This is a genomic window from Pseudoalteromonas agarivorans (genome assembly GCF_024518735.1).
GTDB classification, from domain to species: domain Bacteria; phylum Pseudomonadota; class Gammaproteobacteria; order Enterobacterales; family Alteromonadaceae; genus Pseudoalteromonas; species Pseudoalteromonas atlantica.
The window spans coordinates 107,213-132,054 of record NZ_JANIGJ010000010.1 but is presented as its reverse complement, the minus strand read 5'-3'; the positions used below and the strand labels follow the sequence as shown (position 1 = coordinate 132,054).

Here is a 24,842-nt window from a genome sequence, read left to right as displayed (position 1 = left end):
GCAACATTTTATGTTTAAATAATCGTAAAATCGTACTTGTTCACAAGGCGAAACCCGACTTTCTAATACAAAAGGTGTGGAAGTCGTGATAAACTTAACTAGTCAGCTTTATAAAAAGAGTATAAAAACATGAGCAGTTCAGCCTTTTTGTTATTAGATCAAGAGCCAATTAACACCATTGGCATTAACGTTTTAGAACCTTTGTTAAAAACGCAAGGCCTTGACGTAACCACGGGTACAAATATTTTAGATGTACCAGAAGGGACTCGATTACTGTTCATTGAAACATCAAGTAACGATGCATGGGGTAAACTAAAAGAACAGCTAGTTAACCTGCGCACCAAGTGCGATATCGTATTATTTAACCTAGACGAAAACCCAGAGCTCGCTAACCGCGCGCTTTTGAGCGGTATTCGTGGCGTGTTTTATACGACAGATAACGCTGATGTATTAATGAAAGGTATTCGCTTACTTTTAGAAGATCAGCTTTGGTACAGGCGTGACATTATGTGTAATGCATTAAACCGCATGCTGCAGTTTAATAAAGACGCACTACACAAGCTGACCGAAGGCGACATAGAGCCAATTAAACTCACTAAACGAGAAAAAGCAATAATCTCGTTAATGAGTAAGGGTTCTAAAAACAAAGAAATTGCTGAAGATTTAAGCATCAGCCCACACACAGTTAAAACACATTTATACAGCGCATTTAGAAAAACTAAATGTCGTAACCGTATTGAGCTACTATCTTGGGCTCAACAAAACATTCCAGACGAAATTCGTTAATCAATTTCGTAATTTAAAAACAGGCACTTATGGTGCCTGTTTTTGTTTATGTCGCATGCTTGTTAAATTAATCGCTTTTTATTACTCTATTTAAAGTACCCATTGCTGGAACCTCTATGCTCGACTCATTCACCCTATTTTTTGCCAGCATTGCCGTTATTATTGTAATGACCCTTCTTAACTTTTTAACTTGGCGTACCAACAAAAGTACCCCAGGTACTCTGCTTTATATTTTTTACCCGGTTTTATTACTAGGCGCAGTAATTGGCTTTACGCTGATTGGCAAAACGCACAACCTTATTGTGATTAGTATTGCCAGCAGTATGATGTTTGGCGCATCAATTGTGCACAGCTTGGCCATATGCCAATTTTTAGATTATCGGGGTATTGGATTTAAGCTACTGTGCTCCTTTACCGCGTTTAGCGCCGTAATGTTGGGGTATTATTCTTTTATTGACCCTTCTTTACGCGAGCGTATTTACGTCTCGGATGTACAGCACATTGCAGAAGCTGCTTTTTTGCTGTTTTTATTTATTAAATATGCCCGAAAGCCCTACCCTAATGGCACCATTGTTTACATTTTAATATTAACTTTAGTTGGCCTGAGCTTTATTAGCCGCTCACTATTTATGGTTAATATTGAACAACCCCTGCTATTGCAAAGCCCATGGTTTAGCAGCTTACTGTTTTTAAATGGCGTTATTGCACCTATGTTTTATGCCGCCGGTATGGCGCTTTTGTGTAATGAACGCAGAGAAAAAAATCTTAACAAGCTGGCCGACAAAGCCCAAAAAGATTTAGAAATTAGAGGCCTGTTTTTATCAACGATTAGCCATGAAATTCGCACCCCCCTTAATGGCATATTAGGCAGCGCCCAATTAGTTATGAACCAAAGCACCGACACCCGCAATAAAGCCTATTGTGAGGCCATCATTAATTCAGCCGAGTCATTAAATTTACTGGTTGATAAAGTGCTCGACTACGCAAGCCTAGATCAAAGTGATGAAGCACTTTACGAAGAAGACATTGAATTTAAAACCTGGTTAAACAATTTGTGTTTATTGCTCAGCCCATTAGCGGAGCAAAAACAACTTAAGTTTGAACTGGTATGTAATATCCCTGAACAAGCCTGTTACTACTGCGATCAGCAAAAGTTAAGGCAAATTATTATTAACCTTGTTGGTAACGCCATTAAGTTTACCGACCACGGTATAGTAAAAATTCAGGTTGATTTAATAAGCGACAGGCAGCTTGAGCACACCATAAAAATTAGCGTTAAAGACTCAGGCCCTGGAATCGAAAAAGACGAAATAGCCTACTTAACCGAACCCTACGTACAAAGTAGCGCCGGCAAAGAAAAAGGCGGCACCGGCCTTGGGCTTGCCATCACTAGCCGCTTACTAGAAAAGCTAGGCAGCCGCTTAGAAATAACCAGTCAATTAGGCACTGGTAGCGTATTTAGCTTTACCACCACCTTTACGCTAGGGGAGCTTAGTTTGGTAGAGCAGCGCCATCAAAACAAAGACTACTTAACCGGCCTTGAAGTACTGCTTGTCGAAGATTTAGATTTAAATCAAAAAATTGCCATTGAATTTATGGCCGAAGATGAGCATAAAATAAAGCTCGCCAAAGATGGTAAAAGCGCTATTGAACTGCTGCAAACACATCACTTTGACGTTATTTTACTGGATATGAACCTGCCAGACTTTACCGGCCAAGAAGTATTAAAACGTTTGCAGCGGTTGGAGCATAAAAACCAGCGCACGCCCGTACTGGCCTTTACAGCAAGCTTAAGCCCTGACGAAGTAAAAGAATACTTAGCTCTGGGAATAAAAGACATAGTAGGCAAACCAATTAAGCAGCAAAAGCTTCGCCAAGCACTGAGTGATTCACAATCCAATCAAACTGCAAATATAGCTGTAGAGCTAGTAGACACTTTGTACGACGAAACCGCAGCAGAAACGCTAACCAGCTCATTTAGTGAGGATGAAGTGTCGTCGATTTACAATGAATTTGTACTCTCAGCACGGACTAAACTAACCCGATGCCAAGAACTTATTGACCAGCAACCAGAGCAGTGCATTAAATTATTGCACCGCCAAGCAAGCACGGCGCTGCAATTAGGCTTTAACCGTTACGGTATTGAGCTTAAAAAAATAGAGCGCCGCCTGCTTGATAACAAACCCCATAACAACCTGCTAGATGAGGCGTTAGAGCTATGGCAGCGCAGCCTAGAACAATACTTAAAGTACGTGCGCGGGCAGTTGGGTTAGCATTGAAAAGCATATACCTTGGATGCTTTAGTTTATTTATTCAAACCTGGCAACTTCTTCAAAGCTTAGCCCAGTAAAGCCGTGCGCTTGCAAAGCACAAAATAGATTTAGAGAAATGTCTCTATCACTTACACGAGAGTCAAGAACATAAGTACCTTCAAATCGATCCTCTGGAATTTTAAATATACAACTATGCTTTGGTAGTTTTTCTTTTTTGAATACCGCTTTTTGTAATCCAATATTTAAACCTGGTAGCATAAAAGTACTCATTTCAACATCCAAAAATCCCCTTATTGTTCTAGTGACATTATAAAAGTACCAGTTTTCATCACCTACATAGAAAGGTAGTAACTCTCCCGAATCTTCAAAAATATCTGCCAGTTCATTTGCTACGTGCTCTTTTATAGCAAGGCCTTGTAAATTTATTGCTGTAATATCACCTATAGGTGTCTTTTTTTCTTGATTGTAATGCGCACTAAAATTTATTAATGTTGACTCTTTTGATGAACCATCAGGCTTCCATAGGTCAGGCTCACATAAAGATTCGCTATCAGGAAATATGACTCTGTAATGGTTAACGTTTGGCGTGATTTTATAAATAACTTTACTCATTAGTACCCATAAACTCCATTTTGTAGCGATATAGCAATTGATTGTAAAATCGCTGCACATTCACTACGTGTATTTGCTAACGATAGTTGATTAGTAATATTTAGATAATATAACTCTGTATGAATTTTTGCATGATTAGAAGCGTCAGGCATAGCTGGGTGAGGAACGTAGTTTTCGTTCTTTGGCAAAAAGACTCCATTACTTGGATCATCTATTCGAATTTTAAATTTAGCAAGTATCTTTCTAGCAGCTCGCGCCAGCTCATGAGTACCAGATACAATCGCATGGGTAGCCGTATTTGGTGGCTTTTTACCAGCTCCTGTTGCAGACATATATCTTGCCATTCTTTGCGGCCGGTGTTTTTCTTTCAAAAGAGCTTCTGTTGTTGTTCTATTTGCCATCTCTGCATAACGAGAATATGCTAATAAACCAAACTTAACACTCCGAGTAGCTATCTTATTATAAAGGCGAGCAGCATGTTGAGCAATTTCAGCTTCAGTAAGTTTACGTTCGGTCTCTTTTAAAGTTTTCTCCAACTCGTTTGAAATAAGTGTTTCTGAGTCTCTAAACTTATAAATAACACCTGATTCTCTTATACTTTGGCGTAACCCTTGAAGGAGTTCACCAGGTTCTACTTGAACAGCTGTAATCAAAGATTTATCCATGTAACGTCCCTATAATTTTAACTGACAACATAGTATTTTAAATAACTTTTTATTTCAATTAACAACCTCGCTACTTAAGTTTATCACTAGAAAACCACTTTATTTAAATACCTAACCTTCCATACTTATCATCAAAACGCTCTATGTCACTTTCATCTAGTACGGCACCAGTTTGTACTTCAATGACAATTAGCGGCTCTTTTTGATTGTTCGCTAAGCTGTGTATTTGTTTTGCTGCAATGTAGCAAGATTGGTCGTGGCTAAGTGTTAATGCTTGCTTATCAATACGTACATCAGCAATACCCGATACCACCACCCAATGCTCTGCACGATGCTGATGGCGCTGCGTTGAAAGTTTAGCGCCGCTATTTACGGTTATTTTTTTAACTTTAAACCCTGCCCCTGTTACTAAAGTGCGGTAATTGCCCCATGGCCGATACACAACCTGATGGTGATTGAGTTTATCACTTTGGCTAACCGCTAATTGCTTGAGCAATAAAGGCAGACCATCGAGCTTGTTTTTATCGGCAACGAGGGTGGCATCGTGGGTATGAATAATAGCTAAGTCGCTAACCCCAAGGGTAGCAACGCTGTGATCGTTTTCGCTTATAACAAAATTATTAGTACTATTTTGCGCGGTATGGCTGTCGTTTTCATTATTGCCATGTGCATCTTTTTTAATAAGGCTAGCCAAAGCACTAAAGCTGCCTACATCACTCCAATTAAGAGCAACAGGCAATACTGCTACATTATTACTGCGCTCTAAAATCGCGTAATCGATAGAGTCACTTGGGCAGGTTTTAAGTGGCTCACTTACCGGCCTTGTAAACCCTAAATCGTCAGAGAAATTAGCCGCCGCGCTTACACTGAGTGCAATTTTTGGTGCAAAGCGTTCTAGCTCATTTAAATAGGCTTGTGGTGTAAATAAAAACATGCCGCTATTCCAGCTATAACCGCCTTGAGTTAAATAATGCTCAGCGGTAGCCAAGCTTGGCTTCTCTTTAAATTCAGCCACTTTATAGCAATTTGAGCCTACTATTTTACTACCTTGCTTAATGTAGCCAAACCCAGTGTGGGGCTGTGTTGGTGTAATTGAAAACGTGACCAACATACCTTGCTGGGCTAGTTCAATTGCATCGTTTAGTTTAAGTGTGAGCTCAGTAAAGTTGGATATATGATGATCGGCAGGCATCACCAGTATTGGCCCGGTTATGCCTTGCTGTAAAGCGTAGTGTGCTGCCAGCGCAATAGCCGGCGCGGTATTTTTACCCTGCGGCTCTAACAAAAGTGCATGAGGAGCGGCCTGTGCACTTTGCTCAGCAGCAATAAAACGGTGCTGTTCGTTACAAACAAGTATTGGCTTTGCAAACCCCTTGCCCGACACACGCGCTAACGTGCTTTGTAATAGTGAGTGTTTGTTATCAAGCAGAGGTAAAAATTGCTTAGGCATAGCTTGGCGAGAAAGCGGCCATAACCGTGTGCCAATGCCGCCCGCTAAAATTACCGGTGTTATAAGGGTTGTATTCATAAAGCCGCCAATAAACATATCAGCGGCTATTTTAGCACTTTATTGGCTAGGCGCTAATGCTTAGCGATTTATATCAAGGTAAACGCGTCGGCATCTAAATAAGCAGGAAACGAGGCTTTAAAATCATCAAGCGGTGCTTTTTCAAGTGTTACGGTAAGTAACTCTTGTGTATTGTCTTTTGCTTTGGCGATTGTATCGCCTTTAAAGTCGTACACGGCCGTGCCGCCATTGTGCGCAACACCATTGCCATCGTCGCCAACACGGTTAACGGCTACTACATAACATAGGTTTTCCATAGCGCGCGCCATTAATAACGTATCCCAAATATGGCGACGAACCGCAGGCCAGTTAGCAACGTTTATCATTACATCGTAATCATTATTGTTGCGCTGAAAAACCGGAAAGCGCAAGTCGTAACATACTTGCGGCAGTAACTTAAAACCGTTAATTTCAAACGTTTTACGTGCTTGCCCTGCGACAACGTAATCGCCCTCACTGCCTAAGCGAAATAAATGACGTTTATCGTAATAATTTACCTCGCCACTTGGCGTCACCCAATAAAAGCGATTCGCTTTTTTATCGCCTTGAGCAACCAAAACCGAACCTGCAATAACGGCTTTATGTTTATGTGCTTGGGTTTTTAGCCAGCTCAACACTTTGCCATTTTCTGGCTCTGCGCAATCAAGATTAATAGCAAAGCCTGTGGCGAAGGTTTCGGGTAGTAAAATTAAATCAGGTTGAGCGCTCATCGCTGCTAATTTTTTATCAAACATGGCTAAATTGGCGTCTTTATCAAGCCAATGCAGCGCACTTTGAACGAGTGTAAGCGTTAAAGTTGACATAATATTTGCGCGGCCTCTATTAAGGTTTCATCGTTTTTAGCAAAACACAGTCGAATCACTTTATCATTTGAAGGTTGCTTATAAAACACACTTAAAGGAATAGCAGCAACCCCGGCTTGCTCTACTAACCAGTGGCAAAAATCCACATCATTAAGATCAGACACCTCACTGTAATCGAGCAATAAAAAGTACGTACCTTGGCTTGGTAAAATATTAAAACGGCTGTCACTTAAGTGCTGTGCCAGTAAGTCGCGCTTTTGCTGATAAAAATTACTCAGCTCATCGACATGCTCGCCTTGTTGTTCAAGCATGTCGGCCAATGCGTGTTGTGCAGGTGTAAAACTTGAAAAAGTAACATACTGGTGTATTTTTCTAAATTCAGTAGCAAGTGGTGCAGGCGCAACACAGTACCCCATTTTCCAGCCGGTACTGTGAAACGTTTTGCCAAAGCTTGATATAACAAAGCTTTTTTCACGTAGCTGCTCATCACAAAGCATGCTTAAGTGCTTATCGCCATCGAAGGTAATATGCTCGTAAACTTCATCACTTATTACATATAAATCGTGGTCGCTTACTAACGATTTGAGCGCGTTTATATCATCGCTTTTAAGTATTTTTCCGCTTGGATTGTGTGGCGTATTAATAATTATAGCGCGCGTGTTTTTGCTCACTGCACTGCGAACAGTTTGCCAATCAACAGCATAATCGGGGGCATGCAATGCAATATGAACTGTTTTACCGCCAGCAAGCTCAATGGCAGGCTGGTAAGAGTCATAAGCCGGGTCAAACACAATGACTTCATCATCGGGGCGTACTATAGTTTGAATAGCCACAAATAATGCTTCGGTGGCGCCCGACGTTACCGTAACTTGCTCAGCTGCATCAATATTAGCCGCGTATTTACGCGAAACTAAATTTGCTATTTGTTGCTGTAAACGGGGCACACCACTGGATGGCGAATATTGATTAACCCCTTGCTGAACATAAAAATTTAGCTGGTTTTTCAGTAGTTCTGGCGCATCAAACTCAGGAAAACCCTGCGATAAATTTATTGCCGAATGCTGACTTGCCAAGCCACTCATTTGGCTAAATATACTAACACTTAAATTTGGTAATTTACTTTCAAACACGACAGGCCCTTAATGATGGTTTTGCGCTTAAAGCGATGCTATCATTGCTTAAAACAGAAGTATAGCCGTCTAAAATTAAATAGCTTTATATCAATTTGCTTAATTAACTGAGCTATTTTGAGGTAGCAAAAACGCAGCTCGCGTTTGGTTTAGCGCCTCAAACGCATTAAGTATTATTACGCATTGGTATTACACTCATTGGTGAGGAATGTATGCACAACAATACCGCTATTTCGCAACTTATTGAAGCCGGAAAATGGATCAGTCAAAAAGGCTGGGTTCCCGCCACCGGCGGAAATTTTTCGGCGCGCACCGCAACAGGGTATGTGGTTACCGCTAGCGGCTTTGATAAAGGTCAGCTCGGTACACACACATTCATTGAGCTTGATCATCAAGGTAATCGCACTAAAGGTGCTGGCAACCCATCGGCCGAAACGCAACTGCACTTAGGCATGTATAAGCTTATTCCGCACGCAAACGTGGTACTGCATACTCACTCAGTAGCAGCCACCGTACTATCGCGTGTAATTAAAAGCCATGCATTAAATTTAAGCGGTTACGAAATGCAAAAGTCACTCAGTGGGGTAACCTCGCATTTAGATACGCTCAGCATTCCTATTTTTGAAAACGACCAAGACATAGACCGCTTAAGCTTGCTGCTTAGTGATCACCACTTACATACACCCATTGAGCATGCAGTGTTAATTCGTGGGCATGGCGTTTATGTAGTAGGGCGTAATTACAAGCAAGCACTTCGCCATTTAGAAGGGTTAGAGTTTTTATTTAGTTGCGAGCTGGAACGGTTAAAAATAGAAGGTATTGGGGCACAGCTATAATGATAAAAGCAATTTTAACTGATATTGAAGGCACCATAACACGTATCTCATTTGTAAAAGAGGTGTTGTTTCCGTATGCAGCTAAACAACTAGCAACGTTTATGCGCTTAAATGAAAATAAACCCCATGTCGCTGAGCAAATAGCGGCTGTTAAAGCCATTATTAATGAGCCAGATGCCGATATAGAAAATGTCATTAGCGTGTTACTAAAGTGGATTGAAGAAGATAAAAAAATTACCCCTTTAAAGCAAATACAAGGGTTAATTTGGCAAACGGGCTACGAGCACGGTGATTTTAAAGGCCACCTATACGCAGATGCGTTTGAGTTTTTACAAGCTCAGCATGCTCAAGGCACCGCACTCTATGTGTATTCATCAGGCTCGGTGAGGGCGCAGCAGTTACTCTTTAAATACAGCGACTATGGCGATATTCGCCCCCTGTTTAACGATTTTTTTGATACCAAAGTCGGCGCAAAGCAAGAGCAAGCAGCCTATAACACTATAGTTAACCAGCTCCCTTTTAGTGCTAACGAAATCTTGTTTTTAAGTGATGTGGCAGGTGAGCTTGATGCAGCCAAAGCCGCAGGGCTTAAAACCTTGCACTTAATACGTGATGGCCAAGCACATAGCGCGCACCCATACGTACATGACTTTAGCACAGTTAAATTGGAGCAATTTGCATGAGCCAATTAACAATTTATGCTAACAACAATCCAAGTAATGCGCTGGTAAATACCTGCGATTTAAGCGAAATTACTCAGCAATTAGCAAAAGTAAATGTACGTTTTGAACAATGGCAAGCAACCGCACCCATTAATGAGCACACCACAAATGAGCAAATTATTGCAGCGTATAAAAATGATATAGCGCGCTTAAAAGCGCAAAATGGCTACCAAACGGTGGATGTTATTTCACTTGCAAAAGGTAACCCTGCAGCGGCACAAATGCGAGAAAAGTTTTTATTTGAGCACACTCATAGTGAAGACGAAGTTCGTTTTTTTGTAAAAGGCCAAGGGTTATTTTGCCTACATATTGATGCCAAAATTTACCAAGTATTATGCCAGCAAGGTGACTTAATTTCGGTCCCAACCCTTACACCACATTGGTTTGATATGGGGAGCGACCCAGAGTTTACCGCCATTCGATTATTTAATAATACCGAGGGCTGGGTTGCAAAAAGCACCGAATCTGAAATTGCGAAGCAGTTTCCGTTGCTCGCATAGCAAACGTAATACGCTCCACAAAGGGATAAGTGGAGCGATATTTAAAACTACTTAAGCGCTGTTAACGCGCCACTCTCTACATCACTTTTATTGTAAACACCGGTATCTAACACCCAAGCTGTTATAAGTTTTGCAGGTGTTACATCAAATGCGGGATTATACACATTGGCATTAGTGGGTGCCCACAGCGCCTCACCAAAACTGCCACTTACGCCGCGTACCTCTGCGCTATTTCGCTGCTCTATTGCTATATCGCTACCGCAAGCTGTTTGTGTATCAAGCGTAGTTAAAGGCGCGACAACATAAAAGGGAATATCATGAAAATGCGCCAATACAGCTAAATTATAAGTTCCCACTTTATTAGCAAAGTCGCCATTAGCAGCAATACGATCGGCGCCTACCACTATTTTATCTACCTTGCCTGCGGCCATTAAACTTGCTGCCATATTATCGCAAGTAAGCGTATACGGTACTTGCCAGCGCTCAAGTTCGAACGCGGTTAAACGCCCGCCTTGCAACAAGGGCCGCGTTTCATCAACCCACACATGTATATTGCCGTGTTGTTGCTGCGCTTTGTAAATAACGCCTAATGCTGTACCAATACCAGCAGTCGCTAATGCGCCGGTATTACAATGGGTTAAAATATTGTCGCCGCTGTTTATAAGCTCAGCTCCGCGCGTTGCCATACGCTCACATAGGGCAATGTCTTCAATAAAAAGGCGCTCTGCGCTGCACACCACTGCTGCTACAAAGTCATCGCTTTTAAGAGCCTTTCTTAATATAGCCATGCAATGCATTAAATTAACAGCGGTTGGCCTTGTGGCTTCAAGTTCATCAATTGCTTTTGCAAGCGCCGCTTGAGTTCCCCCCTGCTGCGCTAAATGAGCAACCAGCAAACTCGCACCTAAGCCTATTAATGGTGCGCCACGAATTTTTAAACTGATGATCAGCTCCTTCATCGTCTCAACACTATGGCATTCGTGCCATACCTGCTGATGAGGAAGTAAATACTGGTCAAGCACACTTAATGTGCCGTTTTCATATTTTAAACTGCTTGCGATAAGGTTTTGCATGGTGAGGCTGCTTAAATAAAATGCGTAAGGGTATTTTACATCAGTTTGAATAACTCTCAAGTTAGACTTGTAGACATCTAAACATTTAAATGTATAGAATGCCCAAAAAGGTTATTTGAGAACTCACTATGGCTAACTATGTCGCGTTTGATGCGCAGCGCGCAATTGAATATGTAAATTCGCTAATTGACTCTAAGCAGTATGATTTTTTTAATGCTGGCGCCAGCTTAACTGCGTACGAATTTGGTGACGGTAACCTTAATTTAGTATTTAGAATTAGCGATGAGCACCATAACAGCATTATTCTAAAGCAAGCACTGCCCTATGCTCGTTGTGTAGGTGAATCATGGCCGCTCACGCTTGATAGAGCTCGTATTGAGGTGCAAGTGTTACTTAATCATGGCGCTATTTGCCCACAAAACACCGCTAAAGTACTGCACTATAACCAAGCTTACGCACTTACCATTTTAGAAGATTTAGGTCACTTAAAAATATTGCGTACCGCGCAAAATAACGCGGAGCAATTTCCTAGGTTAGCCGAGCACGTAGCTACGTATTTAAGCCATACCGGGTTTTATAATTCAGATTTTTACCTAACCGCCCAGCATAAAAAGGCCCTAGTGCAGCAATTTACTAACCCTGAGCTTTGCCAAATTACAGAAGATTTATTTTTTAGCGATCCGTATACAGATCACGAACGCAATCACTTTGACGAGCAACTTACTACACATGTACACGCTTTGCGTGATAACACGGCACTTAAGTTAGAAGTTGCGAAATTAAAAGCAAATTTTTTATCTAACCCGCAAACATTGCTGCACGGCGATATGCACAGCGGCAGTATTTTTGTAGATACCAATACCACTAAAGTGATTGACCCCGAGTTTGGCTTTTTTGGCCCTGTTGGCTTTGATATAGGCTCTTTTATTGGCAATTTACTATTAAATTACTGCGCACAAGCAGGGCATATTGAAGAGTTTGTAGCACGACGAAACTATCAAACGCATTTACTTAGCTGCATTGTTGAAAGCTATAACTTATTTGAGCAACAATGGTTAGCTTTAATTGCCAACCACAGCACAGATCACACCCTTAATACCGACGGCTACCCACAGTACTTTATGAAAACCGTATTACAAGACGCCATAGGCTATTGTGGAACAGAGCTAATTAGGCGCACCATAGGGCTCGCGCATGTGGTAGATATTGACAGCATTGAAGATGAAAATACGCGCCTTGCAGTACAAAAACAAACGCTGAGCTTAGGTGAGCAACTTATTTTAAATGCCAAAAACTGCGACAGCAAAGATGCCTTTTTTAGTTTATTAATAAGCCAGCTAAATTAAAAAAGGCGCCAAAGCGCCTTTTTTACTACCAATACCGTTATTGGTAGTTTTCGTAAATTTTATCGAGCGGCTCCGACAGCCCACTTTCTTGCACTATACGCACGTGTTTACGCCTTAATTCCCGCGCACTCGTTACACCACATGAGTGGGCAATTAAGCCAGCACCGTAATGAATATATTTATTATAATTGGCAACCCGCTGGGCTTTATCGGCAACATTTAAACCACGCTGTAGCCGCTCGTTATGGGTAGTAACACCGGTTGGGCAGGTGTCTTTATTACATTGCATGGCCTGTATACAGCCTAACGCAAACATATGACCACGCGCAGAAACAACAAAATCAGCACCCAAAGCAAGCGCCCATGCCACCTTAGAGGGCACAATTAACTTACCCGATACAATGACTTTTACCCGCCCTGTTAAGCCATGTTTTTCAAGCATATTAACAACCAGCGGTAAGCTTTCGCGCAGCGGTAAACCTACCGAATCTAATAAGGGTTGTGGCGCTGCGCCCGTACCGCCATCGGCACTATCAATAGTGATAAAATCCGGTGCTGATTCAAGCCCGCGATGGTTTATTTCTGCAAATAGTGTTTCTAGCCAAGTGTAATCACCAATAACGGCTTTAAAGCCGGTAGGTTTGCCTGTGGCGTTTCGCACTGTGGCAATCATATCTAATATGTCGCTTGGCTTTTTGATCTCTGGGTGCCCATTTGGGCTAATTGAATCTTTACCCTCAGGGATGCCCCTTATTTTAGCAATTTCAGCATTAACTTTTTTACCTGGTAACATACCGCCTTTACCTGGTTTGGCACCTTGACTTAATTTAAGCTCAAACATTTTTACGTTTTTATGCGCCGCAATTTCTTTAAGTTTATCAATACTTAGATTTCCAAGCTCGTCGCGCACACCATACTTAGCCGTACCAATTTGAAACACCAAATCGGCTCCGCCCTCTAAGTGATAAGGGCTTAACCCGCCTTCGCCGGTATTCATCCAGCAGCCGGCTAATTTTGCCCCTTTTGATAACGCTCTAACAGCCGGTTTTGAGAGCGCACCAAAGCTCATTCCCGATATATTAAACAAGGAGTTAGTGGTGTACGGCGTTTTACAATAAGGGCCTAACGTTACATTACTTGGGTCCAACGCCTCTTCATCTAAGGTAGGAAAAGCACAGTTCATAAACATCACTGTACCTGTTACCTCTAAGCTTTGCGTGGAGCCAAATGCAGCGGTACGATCGACATCTTTTGCAGCCCGATACACCCAGCTGCGCTCTGCTCGGTTAAACGGCATTTCTTCTCTATCGAGGGCAAAAAAGTACTGCCTAAAAAACTCGCCTTGGCGCTCAAAAAAGTACCTAAAGCGGCCAATAACCGGGTAATTTCGCCTAATTGCATGCTTTGTTTGAGTAATATCACGAAAATAAAAAACAATAATGGTAAGTACAATTAATCCTAATGCAACAATAAAAATACTCGCAAATACATCAATACTAAAAATTATAAAATCGCTCATCCAAGGCCCCTTGATGGCTGTTTTTAAAAATAAAAAAGGTGTTGCGTCAAAATGACACAACACCTTTCGTTGTTCAAGGTTTATACCTTTAGATAATTAGCTTTGTGCGTTTTCAAGCTCAGCTTTTATATACAAACGAACTTGCTCTTCAAGCACTGATAACGGCACAGAACCATGACGCAATACTTGATGATGAAACTCACGAATATCAAAACGTGGCCCAAGCGCTTGCTCGGCCTCTGTGCGTAAACGCTTGATAGTCAGCTCGCCAATTTTGTACGACAAAGCTTGCCCCGGCCACGAAATATAGCGGTCGGTTTCGGTTTTAACATTGTGTAATGAAAGCGCCGTGTTTTCGCTCATAAAGTTCATAGCACGCTCTCGGCTCCAGCCGTACATGTGCATACCGGTATCAACCACTAAACGAGCTGCACGCCACATTTCATAGGTTAAACGGCCAAATCGGCTGTATGGGTCTTGGTAAAAGCCTGCTTCTATACCTAAGTATTCAGAATAAAGCCCCCACCCTTCACCAAAAGCCGAAAGGTAGGCATCACGTCGGTAGCTTGGTAAGTTTTCAAGCTCTGCATTAAGCGATATTTGTAAATGATGCCCTGGTACGGCTTCGTGTAAGGTCAGCGCCTCTAATACATACAACGGGCGCTTATCTAGCGCATATGTATTTACCCAATAATAACCCGCTTGATCGCTTCGGCTCGAGCCAACATAGCGACCTGTTGTATATTTAGGGGCTATATTTGCAGGTACAGGTGCAACGCCATAGGGCATACGTGGCAGTGTATGGAATAACTTAGGCAGCTGCGCGTCCATTTTTTTAGCTATATAAGCAGCTTCTTTTAATAGCTGCTCTGGAGTTGTGGCGTAAAATTGCGGATCGGTACGTAAAAAGTGGATAAAATCGGCAAACGTGCCTTCAAAGCCTACTTCTTTAATTATTTCCTGCATTTCACTGCGGATACGCGCTACTTCAGATAACCCCAGCTGATGTATTTCATCAATGCTCATATTTGTGGTGGTGTAATACTGTGCGCGGTTTTTATAAAATGCCTTGCCATTAGGGGTTTGCGAAATACCAATCGTAGTGCGTGCCCCTGGCTGATATTGCGTAGTAAAAAATGTTAAATACGCTTTGTAAGAGGCAATAACATCGTTTTTTATGATGCGTTTAGCTTTTTGCTGCAACGCTTTAAAGTCGTTTTCACTTAGCCCTGCCGTGTTCGTTTTAAACGGGGAGTAAAAGTCTGACTGCGTTACATCATCTACTATGTATGCGCTTATTGAATCTTCATACCCAGCTAATACCGCTTGTGGTTGAGTAAGTCCCGTTTCGAGCCCCTTTTTCATCCAATGTATGTTTTGCTCAAAAAAGCGCGGTACTTGTTCAAGGCGGGCTAAATACGTTTCTAACTGTTGCGGTTGCTTGTACTGCGAACTATTAATCATATAAGACAAGCTAGAATGGAACCCATACTCTGAAGTTAGCGGCATGTAGTGCGCATTAAATACGTATTCATCAACACTGTTTTGTACTTGCGCACGAATAATACTGAGGTTAATACTGTTTTCACTTGAAAGCTCATCGCTATCAATTGCATCTAAACGACTTAATAATGCTGTTTTTTCCTCATATTGCTGCTTTAAAAATTCAGCCGATAAATTAGGTAATAAATAGCCATCAACCCCTTTAGGCTGTGTGTAGGGATTTACACGTTTGCGGTAATCAACAATACTTTGCGCCACTTGTTCAAATTGTGTGTTTGCGTTGGGGCTTGTTAATGTACATGCGCTTAGCGTGCCAAAAAGTGATAGCAGAAGCAGTGTGCGGCAAATTCGCGGGGGTAAGGAATAATTCATTTTAGTTTTACTTAACCATACAATAGATTTCACAAAACTATCGTAGGCTGAGTAAATAGCAAGATAAATGCGATTAATCTCAATAACACACGCTTAATTGGAGCGGGTAAAATAAGCTGAACCCGCCTAAATTAAGCTAATTACGTGCTCTTTGATGATAAAATCAGCTATTAGGCAGCAAAAGTAAAAATTTAAGTTCACTAATACTGGTTTTTACTTTTAAATAGCCTGCTTAACGATTATTGTAGTAAAAAAATAATAAAGCTTGGATGCATTGCCGCCTCATTGAAGAGTTATTTTAATGTGTAATTTAATGCGTACTTAGTTGGTAGTTAAAATGATGTTCCATGATTCCATGGCTGTAGCTCAAGAAAAAATGACGAATGTATGCCTGTTTTTAGAACGTCATACGCTGCCCCCCTCACCGTTAAATTACCACGTTGCCTATACCTATATTAGTAAAGTAAATCCTCAGCTAAATAACGCAATAGACGAGGCCATTACTAATAAAGCCCAAATTGATAGTATTTTGATTGAGCAGCTCTACTTTGAGTTTTTAAACGAAGGGCATACCACGCAAGTGGCAATGATTAATAACGTAAATGGGGTTATTGATTCACTGTCGCGCAATGCGCAATCAACCGAAAAACAAATTGTTAGCTTTGCCGGCCAAGTAAGTGAGTGCATGCACACGCTTGATGAGAATAATATAGAGCAAAGTCGCCAAGCACTCGATACGTTAAACACGCAATCAGCCACGCTACTTGAGCAACACAAGCACTTCAAACACGAGCTACATAAAGCTAAAAAGTTACACGAAAAAACCCAAAAACAGTTGGCGCAATTACGTAAGCAGCACATTATTGACTCACAAACGGGGCTGTATAAACGTCATTATTTAACGCAGCAAACCCAACTATGGAGCAACCAAGACAAATCAATTTGTGCAATTGCTATTCAAATAGATAATTTAGATCATTTTGTAGATAATTACGGCGATATAATTGGCGAAGTTATTTTGAACAAAGTGGCTAAACAAGTAAAAAAATATGTTTTTCAAAGTGGTTTACCTGGGCGCACAGCAAAGGCCCAATTTACTGTATTACTGCCAGATATAGACCCCGAAACCGCCAATGTTATTGCTGAAAAAGTGCGTAATGGCGTAGAAAAACTTCGCTTTGTTAGCTCAAAAAGCGGCACTAAGCTGCCTGGTATTAACTTATCTTTAGGCATAGCGCAGCAGCTTAAAAATGATGACTTTAACCAGTTAGCTAAAAAAGCCTCGCAAGCGGCATTTAAAGCACGCTCACTGGGGCAAAGTAGCTTTACAGCTGGCCACTAGGTTTTACGCTAAATTACCTGATAAATCATATTCAAATTGCACCTGCAGTATACAATCAAGTACACTAGTCTTTATTGCCACGATAGAGACTAACCATGAACGAAACAGAGCAAAAGACCACGCATTTTGGCTATAAAACCGTAGCCGAAAACGATAAAGCCTCAATGGTTGCAGACGTATTTCACTCGGTTGCAGCAAAGTACGATGTAATGAACGATTTAATGTCTTTTGGTGTACATCGATTATGGAAACGTCAAACTATAGCCAGCTCAGGTGTGCGCAAAGGCCACCACGTCCTTGATTTAGCAGGCGGCACTGGCGACCTAACAGCAAAATTTAGCCAGCTAGTCGGTGACACCGGCCAAGTAGTTTTAGGTGACATTAACTCATCAATGTTAAAAGTGGGCCGTGAAAAGCTGCACAACTTGGGTTTAGTCGGCAATATCGACTACGTGCAAATGAATGCCGAAATGCTGCCATTTCCAGATAACAGCTTTGATGTGATCACGATTGCCTTTGGCCTACGTAATGTAACCGATAAAGACAAAGCCCTGCGCTCTATGTACCGTATATTAAAGCCAGGTGGACGTTTATTAGTACTAGAGTTTTCCAAACCTGAGCATGAAATTTTAAGTAAAGCGTACGATTTTTACTCGTTCAACCTATTACCAACTATGGGTAAAGTAGTGGCGAACGATAGCGAGTCATACCAATACTTAGCTGAGTCGATTCGTATGCACCCAGACCAAGAAACCTTAAAAGCAATGATGGAAGAAGCAGGCTTTGAACAAACAACGTATCAAAACCTAACCGGTGGTATTGTTGCACTGCACCGTGGTTTTAAATATTAAGGCAGGCAGTTATGGCGTTTGAGCAAAAAAGCGAGCATGTAATCGCAGCAAAACCCGATTCGCAGTTTTTTATGTTACCTAATTTTGTACTTTCGCTTATAGAGCGAGTGCTTAATAAGGTACTACAACTCGACGCCACCTTAGTAGATAAGCTCAGTGCCGTTAAGCACAAACCATTAAAGGTCGAAATCCGCAATTGGCAGCAGCAAATAGTATTAACCTTTGATGGTAAACTATTACACCTTTACAGTGCCAGCGATGAAAATAGCGCAGAGTGTATGATCAGCGCAGATATAGATACTCTTATGGCGCTTAAAGACCCTGCCATGCTTACACAGCTCATTCGTCAAGATAAACTAGACCTGCAAGGCGACTTAAACGTCGCTCAGGCGTACAGCGCCGCATTTTCTGGGCTAGATATAGATTGGCCTGAGCAACTATCGCACTATATTGGCGATGCGCCCGCACAACAACTTTACATACAGCTAAACGCTTTACGCAGTAAAGAGCGTAAAGCACGTCAGCAAATTAGCACCACATTAACCAGCCTATGCCAAGATGAGCTCGCTGTAACTATTCACCCTTTAGAGCTTGAGCAATTTAAACAACAAAACAGAGTGTTAAAAGGGCAAGTGGCCGCTATTGAACAACGCATAAATGCATTAATCAACTCTTCTAACACCAACAGCCGCTAAGGATTTTTTGTGTCGACTGCTCGATTGTATTACATCACTAAAACATTACTTAGCTACGGACTAGATGAGTTAATACCAAAACAAAAAATACCTTGGTACGCTAAAATTGCGCGTGGTAGCTTGTTTTGGTTACGTAACCAGCACAAAAATAAGCCCGCGGGCTTGCGACTGCGCTTAGCCTTGCAAGAGCTTGGCCCGGTGTGGATTAAGTTTGGCCAAATGCTTTCTACCCGCCGAGACTTACTTCCTCACGACATTGCGCTAGAGCTTGCTTTTTTGCAAGACCAAGTCGAGCCCTTTGAAGGCGAACTTGCCCAAAAAATAATTGAAAAAGCGCTCGAAATTAGCGATATAAACCAGTTGTTTAGTGAGTTTTCGCAAACCCCATTGGCCTCAGCGTCTATTGCACAAGTGCATACTGCTAAGCTAGTTGATGCCCATAACAATACCCAAGATGTTGTTATAAAAGTGATTAGGCCAAACATAAAAACACAAATTAATGCCGACTTAGCACTTATGGAAAAGCTCGCTAAAGTGCTTGCCAATGTACACAGCGAAGCAAAAAGGTTACGCCCTGTCGAAGTAGTCAAAGAGTATAAAAAAACCTTGTTAGATGAGCTCGATTTAATGCGCGAAGGCGCAAATGGCATACAACTTAAGCGTAACTTTGAAGGCTCTGATTCGTTATATATCCCGGCTGTTTATAGCGATTATAGCCGCAGTAACGTTTTGGTTATGGAGCGTATTTACGGAATCCCGGTCTCAGATACTGAGTCGTTAATTGCGCAAAATACCAATATGAAATTACTCGCTGAGCGCGGTGTAGAAGTGTTTTTTACCCAAGTATTTAGAGACAGTTTTTTTCATGCTGATATGCACCCTGGCAATATATTTGTCTCTCGCGAGCACCCTGAAAACCCCATGTATATTGGTATCGACTGTGGCATTGTTGGCACATTAAACAAAGAAGATAAACGCTATCTCGCAGAAAACTTTATCGCCTTTTTTAATCGTGACTACCGCCAAGTTGCTCAGCTACATGTTGACTCGGGCTGGGTTCCGCCCGATACCAGCATAGAAGAGTTTGAATTTGCAATTCGTACCGTGTGCGAACCTATATTTAATAAGCCGCTCGCTGAGATATCGTTTGGTCATGTACTCGTTAATTTATTTAACACCGCACGCCGCTTTAACATGCAAGTACAGCCGCAGTTAGTATTATTACAAAAAACGTTATTATACGTTGAGGGCTTAGGGCGTCAGCTTTATCCTCAGCTTGATTTGTGGAAAACCGCTAAGCCATTTTTAGAAGATTGGGTAAAACAACAAGTTGGACCGTTATCAGTAATGAAACAAATGTATGCTAACTTGCCATTTTGGGCTGAAAAAATGCCAGAACTACCTGATTTAATTTATCAAAATTTAAAACGTAGTCCGCAAATGCAGCATTCTCAGCCAAGTAAAGTGTCACACAAAGCGCTAGTACTTAGCCTATTTGGCAGTGCTACACTGATTGTATCGGCACTGTGTTATCTGCAGCACGACCTCATAGCGGCAGGCGTAACATTAGCAGCGTCTGCAATTAGCTTTATTGTGGCGTGGCGTAACACATAAACTAAGTGCTATTTATGCCACAGGGCGTATAATTAGTACTTAAAATAAACATTTAAGCATTTATCAGTTGGAGATAACCATGGGTTTAGGTGGCATTAGTATTTGGCAATTATTGATTGTTTTAGCGATTATCGTACTTCTTTTTGGTACTAAAAAACTACGCGGCATGGGTGGTGATTTAGGCGGTGCAGTAAAAGGGTTTAAAAAAGCCATGTCTGATGACCAAACTAAAGAGGCTGAAAGCGAAAAAGCTGAGCAAATCCAAGAGTCTCAAAAAGCAGCGCCAACACAGACACAAAGCACTGAAAAAACCAAAGACGATACTAAGGTTTAAGCAATATGGGAATGTGGGAGCTCGTTGTTGTTTTTATTGTTGGCCTAGTGGTACTTGGCCCTGAGCGGTTACCGGTTGCCATTCGCACCGTAATGCGCTGGGTAAAAACCGTTAAGTCGATGGCCAACTCAGTTAAAGCAGAAGTGAGTGAAGAGCTACGCATACACGAGCTTCACGAAAACCTAAAAAAAGCAGAGCAACAAGAGCTTAAAGATTTAAGCCCTGAGCTACAACAATCGGTTGATGAACTGCAAAAAGCAGCGCAGTCGGTTACTCATAGCTATAAAAACACTTCAAGCACGTCATCTAACGAACAACTCGATGAAAAAAAGTGAAATTAATTCCCCTATTTGTGGTCAACTTATTACGTGGTATAAAAAATAATGTCTGAACAAGCTAAATCAGGGTTCGTCGCACACTTAATTGAGCTGCGCGATCGGCTTATTAAATCACTTTTTAGTATTTTAGTGATATTTATTGGCCTAGTGTATTTTGCCAATGATATATATGAGTTTGTAGCCGCCCCTTTAGTCGCACATTTACCAAGCACTGCCACTATGATAGCTACCGATGTTACGGCACCGTTTTTTGCACCGTTTAAACTAACGCTATTTGTTGCCTTGTTTGGCGCTATTCCGTGGATATTGCATCAAATTTGGGGATTTATAGCACCTGGCTTATACCAACACGAAAAACGCATGCTAATGCCAATTTTGGCCTCGAGTATTTTGCTATTTTATGGCGGTATCGCTTTTTGCTACTTTATAGTGCTCCCTATTATATTAGGCTTTTTTACTAGTGTAGGGCCGCAAATGATGACCCTAGCACCGGATATTAGTAGCTATTTAGGATTTGTACTTAAGCTATTTTTTGCATTTGGTGTGGCGTTTGAAATACCCGTAGCCATAATGTTGCTATGTTGGAGTGGCGCTACAACCACGCAGAGTTTAAAGCAAAAACGCCCTTATATTGTGGTTGGTGTATTTGTTGTGGCGATGTTTTTAACACCGCCCGATGTGTTATCACAAACACTATTAGCACTTCCTATGCTGCTTTTATTTGAGCTAGGGTTAATTTTAGCGAAATTTTATAGCGCTAAAGAACAACAGGAATCTGAGGAATAAAATGAAAAAACAACTACTCTCACTACTGGTTTTACTAAGCGCACCGACGTTTGCAGCGCAAGAAATTAACGTGCAAGCTTTGCAAGCATGTAGCTTTATTGAAAACGACTTTAACCGTTTACTATGTTATGACAACACAGTGGCAGGTAAACCGCTTACTAAACCTAGTGAGAAAAAAACCCTTACCCCACCAAAAGCCGTAACCAATGTATCGCCAAACGTAAGTGCACCTGTTGCAGCTGTTTCTAAAGCAGCGCCTGCTGCTAAAGCAGATGACTTTGGCCTTGAGCATAAAGAGATCACTAAAGATAAAGACGAAAATATCACAGCATCAGTATCATCAGTTAGAAAAGCTCCTTATGGCGAGCTCATTATTACCCTTGATAACGATCAGCAATGGCGTCAAATTGGCTCTGACAGCCTTAAATTAAAAGAGTCAGACACAGTGGTTATTAGCCGCGGTGTATTTAATTCTTTTTTACTTCGTAAAGATGGTCAAAACCGCTCAATCCGTGTGAAGCGCACTCAGTAATGACCTACACGTTAGTTGATGCCGGCGTTAATTTAACCAATCACCAGTTTGAAGGTGAGCATCAGGCCATTATTGCCCGCGCAAATGCCGCGGGCGTGCAAGCTATGTTACTGATCGGCTGCGATGTGCCTAGTAGCGAACAATCGCTTGCATTAGCAAAACAATATAATCAGTTTTCTACTGCTGGCGTGCATCCACATGACGCTAAAGACGCCACCGATGAACTTGAAACCACTTTAACGCAGCTTGCTAGTAACGATTGCGTTGTGGCCATTGGTGAGTGTGGGCTTGATTATAATCGCGATTTTTCTCCTCGCGATATTCAGCGCAGCGTATTAAAACGCCAGTTAGCGTTAGCTGAAAAACTAAACCTACCTGTTTATTTACACGAACGTGACGCAAGCGAAGATATGCTAAATATTTTGGCTAACTATAACGTACGTGGTGTGCTGCATTGCTTTACAGGCAATGCCCAAGCACTTAAAGACTATTTAGAATTAGGCCTTTATATTGGCATTACTGGGTGGGTGTGTGACGAGCGCCGCGGTAAAGCATTGCAACAATTGGTGCCAAGTATCCCGCTTGAGCGGTTATTAATAGAAACCGATGCGCCTTTTTTAATTCCACGCACAATAACCCCTAAACCAAAATCACGTAAAAATGAGCCCGCCTATCTTAGTTATGTGTGTGAAACACTCGCTAAGCTTTATAACGTTGAACCAAGTACTATTGCCGCCCATAGTACGGCTAACTTTTATAGCTTATTTGATATAGCAGGTCGCTAATGACAAGCCCAAAGGCGCTATTTAGCCTATTTATGCTCCTTTGTTCATTTTGCAGTGTTGCAAACCCCGTAATTTCTGAAAATTTTAAATCAATAAAAATAGACACCCTGAGCTATTCGTTTACGCCCACCACAGCAAACAATGCCTATCATGAGGTTAGCGACTGGCAAACAGTAAGTGATAAGCCATTAAATTTAGGGTTTGAACAACGCCCTGTATGGGTCAAGTTTACAGTTAAAAATACCTTAAATAACAATATAAGCCCTATTTTATCGCTCGATAACCCGCTGTTAAATGAAGCGCAAATTTTTCATTTTTATAATTCAGCACTGCTCTCACACATGCAAACTGGCGATAACTTTAAGCTCTCATCACGGCTAATAAAAAGTGAATCTTTATTAGCAACCTTGAGGCTGCCGGCAAATAGTATTAGCACCGTAATAATGAAGGTTAACAACAGTGCTGGGCTACGCATCCCGCTGACTTTATGGCAACCAGATGCCTACCTAGCGCATAAAGGTAAGCTTAATTTAATTTATGGCTTACTCATTGGTTTTTTATTTTCATTGGCCATAAGTTGTTTGGTTTTGTATGGGTTTTCGCGCAAGTTCTATTTTGCTTATGCAGGCATTATTACGCTGACCTTAGGTGTGCTACTGGCTTATTTATGCGGTTTTGGCGCTCGTTATTTTCATCCAAATTCGCCTTCATTACAGCAAGTAATGATACCTGTTTTACTAATGCTCACTACGCTTGCTTTTGTGCCGCTACAAAAACAACTGTGCCAACCTAAAGCCTCTAAACTACTAAAATGGCAAACCATTGTTGCTAATATTTACGCAATTAGCCTGTTGTTTATGTGGGCTTTACCTAGCACAGTGTTTACCCCATTTAGCTTACTGGCGAGCCCGATTGTTATTATTTATTGCTTGGTAAGCGCCTACATCTGCCAGCAAAATGCGCCTTCAAAACCAATCCAAGCACTGCTAATTGCACTCATGCTATTTTTACTTGTTATGGTGTACCTTATTGTTGCGGTATTTGGCTTATACCCTTTAGGTAGAAGTAGCTTAGCTTTTGTTTTTATATGCTTTTTTGGTAGTACATTTTGCCTATGTTATGGCGTTATGAAGCGCTTTATTTTAGAGCGTGATGAACAAGTTATTGCTCAACAAACCTTGATTGCTGAAAATGCAGCCCAAGATACACTATTAAATGAGCGACTCGCGCTGCAAGCCCAAACACAAAAAGAATTAGAGTCGTTAGTTGATGAGCGCACCTTTGAGCTACAAGTCACTTTGCGCGAACTAGAAGATAAAAACCGCGAGCTTGAGCTACTTAATATGGAAGACGCGCTGAGCGGCGTTAAAAATCGTCGCTTTTTTGATAAAAAATTAGTGATGGAACTGCGTCGCTCTCGGCGTGAACAAACGCCTTTGAGTATGATTATGCTCGATATAGACCGGTTTAAACGCGTAAATGATAACTACGGGCACTTAACCGGCGACCAAGTAATACGCGCTGTAGCCGACATTATAAAACAGCATTTAAAACGCCCGTTGGATGAAGTGGCTCGCTACGGCGGCGAAGAGTTTGTTGTTTTGCTACCTAACACCCCAAAAGAGGGGGCTGTTGATATTGCTGAAAAAATTCGCCAAGCCGTAGAAAGTAATACCGTAAACGTAGCCGGAACATCCGTAAAAGTAACCATTAGTGCTGGCGTAAACAGCGCTGTAGTAAACGATATTAGTAACCCTGAGCTATTTACAGACGACGCAGATAAAGCGCTCTATTTCGCTAAACAACATGGCCGAAATCAAGTAATTAGTTTTCCAATCCCACAGTAGGAGCTTAGTAA

The 24,842-nt window shown here is 41.5% G+C and carries 24 protein-coding genes; 16 read left to right on the top strand and 8 right to left on the bottom strand.

Annotation, left to right across the window (positions count from 1 at the left end; translation table 11 throughout):
• The first annotated feature begins 129 nt into the window (after positions 1-129).
• On the top strand, positions 130-786 hold the full coding sequence (locus NQT65_RS16770; protein ID WP_004587492.1) for a helix-turn-helix transcriptional regulator: 657 nt from the start codon (positions 130-132) through the stop codon (positions 784-786).
• Positions 787-902: 116 nt separating this feature from the next.
• Complete coding sequence (locus NQT65_RS16765; protein ID WP_256851607.1) at positions 903-3,059, top strand: response regulator; 2,157 nt, start codon at positions 903-905, stop codon at positions 3,057-3,059.
• 36 nt (positions 3,060-3,095) lie between these two features.
• Here NQT65_RS16765 and NQT65_RS16760 read toward each other — a convergent pair whose 3' ends face one another.
• The 5 genes from NQT65_RS16760 to NQT65_RS16740 all read right to left on the bottom strand — a co-directional run bounded on the left by NQT65_RS16760 (position 3,096) and on the right by NQT65_RS16740 (position 7,836).
• Positions 3,096-3,671, bottom strand: coding sequence for a hypothetical protein (locus tag NQT65_RS16760; RefSeq protein ID WP_096740309.1), 576 nt, complete (start codon positions 3,669-3,671; stop codon positions 3,096-3,098).
• Positions 3,671-4,336: an AHH domain-containing protein gene (locus tag NQT65_RS16755; RefSeq protein WP_096740310.1), complete on the bottom strand. Its 666-nt coding sequence runs from the start codon at positions 4,334-4,336 to the stop codon at positions 3,671-3,673. The genes NQT65_RS16760 and NQT65_RS16755 overlap by 1 nt, the downstream gene beginning before the upstream one ends.
• A gap of 103 nt (positions 4,337-4,439) precedes the next feature.
• Entirely contained in the window at positions 4,440-5,864 is a 1,425-nt protein-coding gene (locus NQT65_RS16750) for a mannose-1-phosphate guanylyltransferase/mannose-6-phosphate isomerase (RefSeq protein WP_256851606.1), read from the bottom strand.
• 68 nt (positions 5,865-5,932) lie between these two features.
• Positions 5,933-6,706: an amidohydrolase gene (locus NQT65_RS16745; protein WP_256851605.1), complete on the bottom strand. Its 774-nt coding sequence runs from the start codon at positions 6,704-6,706 to the stop codon at positions 5,933-5,935.
• Positions 6,694-7,836 (bottom strand): methionine aminotransferase, encoded by a 1,143-nt coding sequence (locus NQT65_RS16740; RefSeq protein WP_256851604.1) that lies wholly within the window; start codon positions 7,834-7,836, stop codon positions 6,694-6,696. The genes NQT65_RS16745 and NQT65_RS16740 overlap by 13 nt, the downstream gene beginning before the upstream one ends.
• Before the next feature lie 212 nt (positions 7,837-8,048).
• Here NQT65_RS16740 and NQT65_RS16735 point away from each other — a divergent pair, with 212 nt between their 5' ends.
• The 3 genes from NQT65_RS16735 to NQT65_RS16725 are packed head-to-tail and all read left to right on the top strand — an operon-like array spanning position 8,049 to position 9,894.
• Positions 8,049-8,672: a methylthioribulose 1-phosphate dehydratase gene (locus tag NQT65_RS16735; protein WP_004587487.1), complete on the top strand. Its 624-nt coding sequence runs from the start codon at positions 8,049-8,051 to the stop codon at positions 8,670-8,672.
• Positions 8,672-9,355: an acireductone synthase gene (gene mtnC / locus NQT65_RS16730; protein WP_256851603.1), complete on the top strand. Its 684-nt coding sequence runs from the start codon at positions 8,672-8,674 to the stop codon at positions 9,353-9,355. The genes NQT65_RS16735 and mtnC overlap by 1 nt, the downstream gene beginning before the upstream one ends.
• Entirely contained in the window at positions 9,352-9,894 is a 543-nt protein-coding gene (locus NQT65_RS16725) for a 1,2-dihydroxy-3-keto-5-methylthiopentene dioxygenase (RefSeq protein ID WP_029772882.1), read from the top strand. Before mtnC ends, NQT65_RS16725 begins: the two co-directional genes overlap by 4 nt.
• Before the next feature lie 47 nt (positions 9,895-9,941).
• Here the strand turns inward: NQT65_RS16725 and mtnA are convergent, their stop codons facing one another.
• Positions 9,942-10,967, bottom strand: coding sequence for an S-methyl-5-thioribose-1-phosphate isomerase (gene mtnA, locus NQT65_RS16720; protein ID WP_256851602.1), 1,026 nt, complete (start codon positions 10,965-10,967; stop codon positions 9,942-9,944).
• A gap of 128 nt (positions 10,968-11,095) precedes the next feature.
• Between mtnA and mtnK the strand changes: the two genes are divergently transcribed.
• The gene (gene mtnK, locus NQT65_RS16715) at positions 11,096-12,313 is read left to right on the top strand and encodes an S-methyl-5-thioribose kinase (RefSeq protein WP_138685037.1); all 1,218 of its coding nucleotides are present in this window, start codon (positions 11,096-11,098) and stop codon (positions 12,311-12,313) included.
• A 37-nt stretch (positions 12,314-12,350) separates the two neighbouring features.
• Here the strand turns inward: mtnK and NQT65_RS16710 are convergent, their stop codons facing one another.
• Positions 12,351-13,832: an FMN-binding glutamate synthase family protein gene (locus tag NQT65_RS16710; RefSeq protein ID WP_138685038.1), complete on the bottom strand. Its 1,482-nt coding sequence runs from the start codon at positions 13,830-13,832 to the stop codon at positions 12,351-12,353.
• Between the two features lie 96 nt (positions 13,833-13,928).
• Positions 13,929-15,707 carry a DUF885 domain-containing protein gene (locus tag NQT65_RS16705; protein ID WP_256851601.1) on the bottom strand — a complete coding sequence of 593 codons (1,779 nt, stop codon included), beginning with the start codon at positions 15,705-15,707 and terminating at the stop codon, positions 13,929-13,931.
• 355 nt (positions 15,708-16,062) lie between these two features.
• Here NQT65_RS16705 and NQT65_RS16700 point away from each other — a divergent pair, with 355 nt between their 5' ends.
• The 10 genes from NQT65_RS16700 (at position 16,063) to NQT65_RS16655 (ending at position 24,831) form a co-directional block, all read left to right on the top strand.
• On the top strand, positions 16,063-17,049 hold the full coding sequence (locus NQT65_RS16700) for a GGDEF domain-containing protein (protein ID WP_256851613.1): 987 nt from the start codon (positions 16,063-16,065) through the stop codon (positions 17,047-17,049).
• A gap of 95 nt (positions 17,050-17,144) precedes the next feature.
• Entirely contained in the window at positions 17,145-17,900 is a 756-nt protein-coding gene (gene ubiE / locus NQT65_RS16695) for a bifunctional demethylmenaquinone methyltransferase/2-methoxy-6-polyprenyl-1,4-benzoquinol methylase UbiE (protein WP_004587478.1), read from the top strand.
• Between the two features lie 11 nt (positions 17,901-17,911).
• Positions 17,912-18,595, top strand: a complete 684-nt coding sequence (locus tag NQT65_RS16690) for a ubiquinone biosynthesis accessory factor UbiJ (protein WP_138611249.1) — start codon at positions 17,912-17,914, stop codon at positions 18,593-18,595.
• Positions 18,596-18,604: 9 nt separating this feature from the next.
• Positions 18,605-20,209, top strand: a complete 1,605-nt coding sequence (ubiB, locus tag NQT65_RS16685) for a ubiquinone biosynthesis regulatory protein kinase UbiB (protein ID WP_029772890.1) — start codon at positions 18,605-18,607, stop codon at positions 20,207-20,209.
• Between the two features lie 79 nt (positions 20,210-20,288).
• Positions 20,289-20,543 carry a Sec-independent protein translocase subunit TatA gene (gene tatA / locus NQT65_RS16680; RefSeq protein WP_256846360.1) on the top strand — a complete coding sequence of 85 codons (255 nt, stop codon included), beginning with the start codon at positions 20,289-20,291 and terminating at the stop codon, positions 20,541-20,543.
• A gap of 11 nt (positions 20,544-20,554) precedes the next feature.
• Positions 20,555-20,878, top strand: coding sequence for a Sec-independent protein translocase protein TatB (tatB, locus tag NQT65_RS16675; protein ID WP_232423994.1), 324 nt, complete (start codon positions 20,555-20,557; stop codon positions 20,876-20,878).
• A 48-nt stretch (positions 20,879-20,926) separates the two neighbouring features.
• Positions 20,927-21,667: a twin-arginine translocase subunit TatC gene (gene tatC / locus NQT65_RS16670; RefSeq protein ID WP_004587473.1), complete on the top strand. Its 741-nt coding sequence runs from the start codon at positions 20,927-20,929 to the stop codon at positions 21,665-21,667.
• A 1-nt stretch (position 21,668) separates the two neighbouring features.
• Positions 21,669-22,199: a hypothetical protein gene (locus tag NQT65_RS16665; protein WP_096042484.1), complete on the top strand. Its 531-nt coding sequence runs from the start codon at positions 21,669-21,671 to the stop codon at positions 22,197-22,199.
• Positions 22,199-22,984, top strand: coding sequence for a TatD family hydrolase (locus NQT65_RS16660; protein WP_138685043.1), 786 nt, complete (start codon positions 22,199-22,201; stop codon positions 22,982-22,984). The genes NQT65_RS16665 and NQT65_RS16660 overlap by 1 nt, the downstream gene beginning before the upstream one ends.
• Positions 22,984-24,831 carry a sensor domain-containing diguanylate cyclase gene (locus NQT65_RS16655; RefSeq protein WP_256851600.1) on the top strand — a complete coding sequence of 616 codons (1,848 nt, stop codon included), beginning with the start codon at positions 22,984-22,986 and terminating at the stop codon, positions 24,829-24,831. The genes NQT65_RS16660 and NQT65_RS16655 overlap by 1 nt, the downstream gene beginning before the upstream one ends.
• Positions 24,832-24,842 lie beyond the last annotated feature (11 nt).